The sequence below is a fragment of the Streptomyces malaysiensis subsp. samsunensis genome, from assembly GCF_024519315.1.
GTDB classification, from domain to species: domain Bacteria; phylum Actinomycetota; class Actinomycetes; order Streptomycetales; family Streptomycetaceae; genus Streptomyces; species Streptomyces malaysiensis.
The window spans coordinates 1-5,498 of record NZ_JANIIC010000150.1; the positions used below are offsets into that span (position 1 = coordinate 1).

Genomic DNA, 5,498 nt, shown 5'->3' on the forward strand with positions numbered 1-5,498 from the left:
CGGCTCGGTGCCCCTGACGCATGGGCGCAGCCGGACTGTGACGGATTCGGCATGCGTGATGCACTGCAGTGTGCCCAGGCCCCGACGTGGTTCCTGCACGGTGTGGAGCAAAACCGAGCGATGCAGAACCGAAGCCCCGATGGAGGAACGACGTGGCTGACATGGGCGGGGGGTTCACTCCAGCTGACTGCACGGGTTGCCGACGGCTTGGGGATGCGGCAGCGGAGATGTTCGTTGAGATGCAGCGGGCGGACACAAAGGCGACGACGTTGTGCGGCGTGACTGGCGGCCTGCTGGCCGTGGACGCTGCGACGCTGTCGACTGTGCCGGGGTCCAGTTGGCTGTCGGTGGCTGCGATGGCGTGTGCTGCGGCTCTTCTTGGTGCGGCACTCGTCGTTGCCCTGTCCGCGATCCGCCCTGTGCTGCCACGGCACGGTGGATTCAGGGTGTTCGTAGGTCCTCTCCCAGAACAGAGCGGAGCCGAGGAACTCGTGTCGACGTTCTCGGCGATGGTCTCTGGCCAGCCTGTGCGGGCGGAGGCGGAGCGGCTGGTGTTGTTCGCCGGCTTGGCGCAGCGGAAGTTCCGTGCGGTGAAGTGGGCAGTCGATTTAACGGCAACTGCCATAGGCATGGCCGGAATTGGATTGTTGAGCGGATACATCACTGCTTGAGAACATCGTGGCGTGACGGGTACCACACTCGGGGGGTGTATGTATCAGCCGCATGTCTCGGTCATCGGTGATGATCTTTGGTCGCAGTTGTGTCAGCTGGCTCCGGTCCGTGTGCGCCCGGCCAGGAGCGTGCTGTTACGGCAGGGGGATCCGGGCACCCACGTCATCCTGCTGGTCTCCGGATCAACCTTGATCACGCTCACCGGATCGCATGGCGAACGGACGCTGCTGGCGGTACGCGGCGCAGGTGAACTGCTGGGCGAGCTGGCGGTGTTGGACAACCAGCCACGCACCGCGTCGGTCATCGCCGCGGAGGACTGCCGGGTGCACATCATCCCTGCCCCTGACTTCCTGGCCTTCGTGGACCGCCACGATCTGCAGGCCGCGCTGCTGCGTCACGCCATCGCGCGGGTACGCGAAGCGGAGACCGTACGTCTCGAGATGGCCACTTCGGCCGTGCCCGTGCGCCTGGCCTCGGCGCTCGGACGGCTGCTCCAGGCCGCGTCGGCGGGCGGCGCCGAATGCCTCGTGCGGCTGACGCAGTTGGAGCTGTCACAGCTGATCGGCGCGTCCCGCAACGCCGTGGGAACGGCCTTGAAACCGTGGCGCGAGCAGGGATGGCTCGCCACGGAGGCCGCTGGCGGACTCATCATCCGCGACATCACATCGATCCAGTCACACGCTCACGCGCAGACGTGACCGACCGCACCGGCGCGGTGCCCAGCGCTGGGCACCGCCGTCGCCCGGGCGCATCCAGCATGAGGCAGCACACCCACTCGGAGTTCCCCGACACGATGGAAAGGCTGCTGCCCATGCCCTCTCTCGTCCCGTCCGACGTCACCGATGTGCCGCCGGAGCATGCTCTGTTGACCGTCGATATGAAGGAGTACAGCAAGCTCCCCGAGGCGAAGATGGCGCCCGCGCGGGCCGATCTGGACAGCATGCTGTCGACGGTGTTCGCTCAGTGCGGGATCGGCGACGCGACGCTGCTCGGCGCCGTCAAGGACCGTGGAGACGGTGCCATCTTCGTGCTGCCAGCCCGGCACGCGGCACGGTTGATCGACCCTCTCCTCGTCCACCTCGGTCAGGCACTCGAGCGGCGCGAACAGACCCGGCTGGCCAGCGCGCCGACGATCCGGCTGCGGGCCAGCGTGCACGTCGGGCCCCTGGCGCCGCCGGAGCACCGGGGGGATGCGGTCAACGACGCCTGCCGGCTGGTCGACAGCGACGCGGCCCGCCGAGCCATGACCGCCGCGGTGGACCACGGAGTGCTGCTGGCTGCCGTGGTGTCGGACACCGTCTTTGGCCGCACGGTCGCCGCGGGCCGCACGTCAGCTCTCAAGGAGCATCACTTCCACCGGGCCACCGCCCGCGTCGAGGGCAAGCCGGGCTTTGAGCAGATCTGCTGGCTCTTCGTCCCCGGGCTGGTCCCCTCGGTACTCGCCCCCTACCTCGCACAGGACAGCGGCGCCGTACCCGGCGGCCGCCCCAGCCAGGCCGCTCAGCACAGCACAAAGGCCACCACCGCGAACGAGAGCAGCGGCGCCGTACGCCAGAAGGGCGAGGCCAGCGGCAAGGCCCGGCTGATCCAGGTCGGCCGCGACTACATCACCAGCCAGGAGCAGTCATGACCGACGCCGAGGGCACTGCAGCGGTGCAGCAGCAGATCGAAGCGTCCGGCCAGGCACAGGTGACGCAGGTCGCCGGCGACTACGAAGAGCACCACCACCAGTACGTCCGGGGCTGGCAGTACCTGCGCAGCGCCAGTGTCGACGACGGCGAACTGGACCTCGCGGAACACGCGTTCGTCGATCCCCCCGGGCCGCAGGGATCCGGCCAAGTGGCGCAGGCCGTCAGTATGCTCAGCCGCCCCTACGGCAAGAGCCACGTCCTGGTGCTGTGCGGGCAGGCCGGCACGGGACGGCGCACCGCCGCGCTGCATGCGCTGCGGATGGCGGGGGTGCCCAGGAAGCAGATCAGCTGGCTGGTCCTGGACTGGGACCAGCCGCGCACCGAACAAATCCCCCACACCGAGGGGCGCGCATTCGTTCTGGACCTGACGGACTACCGCGATCTGTCGGAGGACTTCTACACCGCCCTTGCCGACTACCAAAAGCAGGCACAGGCCGCCGACGTCGTTCTGGTCATCCTGGCCGATCCGAACGGCTGGAACCCCAGGACCCTCGCGACCGTGCCGACCGTGCACCTCGCACGCCCCTCGGCCGCACTGGTCGCCGAGGCTCATCTGCGCCACCTCGCTGTTGGCCGGGTGGACTGGCTGACGCACGATTCACTCCACGACCTGCTCGCCCCCGCAGCGCCGGCATCCGACGGCGCCCGGCTGGCACGCCTCATCGCCGAGGCCAAGGACGACGGCCAATCCGCAGTCGGCAAGCAGTTCACCGACTGGCAGAAGCACCTGGAAACCTGGTTCGAGGAGCACTCCGCACCGGGAGACCTGCAGGAGCGCGCGCTTCTGATTGCGGCCGCTCTGCTGGATGGAGCCCCGGCCGCCGTCGTACTGGGGGCCGCGGACCAGTTGTTCACGCAGGTCGGTGGTGAACTGCCGCGTGGCGGTGCGCTGTACGGTCGTGACCTGGACAAGCGGCTGGCCGCCATCGGCGCCTCGTACAGGGATGACGAGGGCATCTCCCTGGAGGAGAAGCAGCGTGGGCTGTCCGGAGCTGCGCTGAAGTACGTGTGGCGGCAGCGGCCGCAGCTGCGGCCCGTGCTGCTGGAGTGGGCCTCCCAGATCAGCGCACCCAACAAGATCGCCGTACGTCATCTGCAGCGCATCGCCGACTGTCTGGTGCCACTGGCGTTGCTGCCCGGCGGCTCCACCGTACTGTCAGTGGCCAGGCGGTGGATCGAGACCGACCGTGTGGCGCACCGTCAGCTTGCCATCCACATCCTGCAGACCATGGCGCTCCACCCGGTCGCGGGCGTCGCCGTACGTAAGCAGCTGTACGACTGGGCCCAGCAGAAGACAACCAGCGAACAGCTGATCGCCGCTGTCGCCGCGGTCTGCGCGGGCGAGCTGGGCCAGCGGTATCCCCGGGTCGCCCTGACCCGGCTGCGGCTGCTGGCCTCCCGCGATGACGACCAGGCCCGGGACACCGTCGCCGACGCGGTGCGCACCCTGGTGAGCACTCCCGAGCAACGCGTCCTGGTGCTGTCGGAGATCGTGGAATGGGCCGAATCCAGCGACAGCACCATTCGTAAGGCCGGAGCGGGCACGTTCCTGGCCCTGACCGACATCACCAGCGACATCCTCCTGCCGCTGCCTGCGAACCAGGAGACCACCGGCGAGGCCGTCGACGCTCCCGATGTGCTGGCAGGTCAGCTGTTCGTCCGCGGCTGGCGCGCGGCCCTGCAGGAGCCCACGGCAGCGCAGGCGGCGTATCGGCATCTGGCGACCTGGCTGGACTCGCCCAAGCTCCAGGACGACCAGGTCCTGCCCCTGGCGGCGCAGGTGCTGCGCGGTTATCTGGGCCAGGAAGGCCCCTCCGGCCTGCTGGTGGGCTCGCCCGACAGCTCCGAGCTGGGACGGGCCCGGCGCGCACAGCTGTTCGCCCAGCTGATCTCTGAGGTGGCCTCCCCTGCTAGCCCCAGCGCCATGGCGCGGTCCGGCGGTGACGGCGCCGCCGTGACGGCGTGAGTCTGCTGCGCCGGCGCAGCAGACCGGCCCAGCTCGCAGCAGATATGGCAGGCACGAGCACGGCTCATCCGCTCGTGCTGAGTGACGAGCGGATGGCCAGCCGCATCAGCAGTGTGCGCTTCACCGTCCGCATCGCAGGGAGCTGGCAGTGGACGACGCACCCCGGTGACACGGGCCAGGGCGACCTGGCGATGCTGGCGCGTGCGCACCTGCGCCGACAGGCCGCGGGAATCCTGTGCCAGCACTCCGTTCTGGATCTCGCAGCGGCCCACGACGCCATCAACTCGTCCCTGGCACAACGCGGTTTCCCCATGCCTGGGTTAGAGGTCAGCGGCATGGCCGAGCTGAGCGTCGCGGCAGCGGACCGCGCCCTGGCCGAGGAACATGCCCGCCGGCAGCAGGCGGCAGACCTCGAACACGGCGAGGAGCTGCATCGCCTGGCCCAGCTGCAGCGGGTGCTCGCCGACCCGGACCTACGCCGCGTGTGGTGGATAGCCCAGTTCCCCGACCGCTTCAACGACCTCGACAGCCTGGCCCAGGCGCTGAAGGGCCTGCCTGCTCCGCAGGAGGCGCAGGACGACGACCTGCGCGGTGACATCCGGCGTTTCACCGACGACCTCGTCACCACCCTGCACACCCCGCAGCAGCGCGAGGTCTTCGTCCAGGCCCTCGTCCAGACCCTCACGGCCCTCGGCCACCAGCGCCTGGCCACCGCCGCCGTCCTCCGGCGCCGCCCTCACGATCCCGGGAGCACACCGGCATGAAACTCCATACCGCACGCTGGTTCCTGGCCCCTGTGCGCCAGCTGCGCACCCGCCGGCTCATGGCCCGGCACGGGCCGACGCTGTCGTACGACACCGCCTGGGCCCTGATCACCCTGCACAGCGCACCAGACGAAACCACCCTCGTGCGCGCCTGGGCCCGCGAGAACCCCGGCGCTGCCCCCGGCATCCACTACGACCACTGGCACACACTGAGCCAAGCCGAACAGCAACGCCGCCTCAGGTGGCTGCGCAGACACGGGCACTCCCCCATCCAGCTCCTCCAACCCGACGCCGACCTCATCCACAGCACAGGCCTCCATGTCCTGGACTGGGGCCGCCCGCCGATCCCTGCCGACCAGCACCATGCGACGCCACCCCCTGGTCACAAACCCGCGAACAGCCCTA

The 5,498-nt window shown here is 69.4% G+C and carries 6 protein-coding genes; all 6 read left to right on the forward strand.

Annotated elements, in window-relative coordinates:
* Positions 1 to 227: 227 nt before the first annotated feature.
* Positions 228 to 671 carry a Pycsar system effector family protein gene (locus tag NQU54_RS47885; protein WP_257636540.1) on the forward strand — a complete coding sequence of 148 codons (444 nt, stop codon included), beginning with the start codon at positions 228 to 230 and terminating at the stop codon, positions 669 to 671.
* A gap of 129 nt (positions 672 to 800) precedes the next feature.
* Complete coding sequence (locus NQU54_RS47890; protein WP_257636541.1) at positions 801 to 1,370, forward strand: Crp/Fnr family transcriptional regulator; 570 nt, start codon at positions 801 to 803, stop codon at positions 1,368 to 1,370.
* A 59-nt stretch (positions 1,371 to 1,429) separates the two neighbouring features.
* Positions 1,430 to 2,302 (forward strand): hypothetical protein, encoded by an 873-nt coding sequence (locus NQU54_RS47895; protein WP_257636542.1) that lies wholly within the window; start codon positions 1,430 to 1,432, stop codon positions 2,300 to 2,302.
* A complete protein-coding gene (locus NQU54_RS47900) occupies positions 2,299 to 4,329 on the forward strand; it encodes a hypothetical protein (RefSeq protein ID WP_257636543.1) in 2,031 nt (676 codons plus the stop codon). The genes NQU54_RS47895 and NQU54_RS47900 overlap by 4 nt, the downstream gene beginning before the upstream one ends.
* A gap of 44 nt (positions 4,330 to 4,373) precedes the next feature.
* A complete protein-coding gene (locus NQU54_RS47905) occupies positions 4,374 to 5,093 on the forward strand; it encodes a hypothetical protein (RefSeq protein ID WP_257636544.1) in 720 nt (239 codons plus the stop codon).
* The coding region (locus NQU54_RS47910; RefSeq protein WP_257636545.1) for a hypothetical protein at positions 5,090 to 5,498 on the forward strand (409 nt) is incomplete at its 3' end. The genes NQU54_RS47905 and NQU54_RS47910, both read left to right, overlap by 4 nt.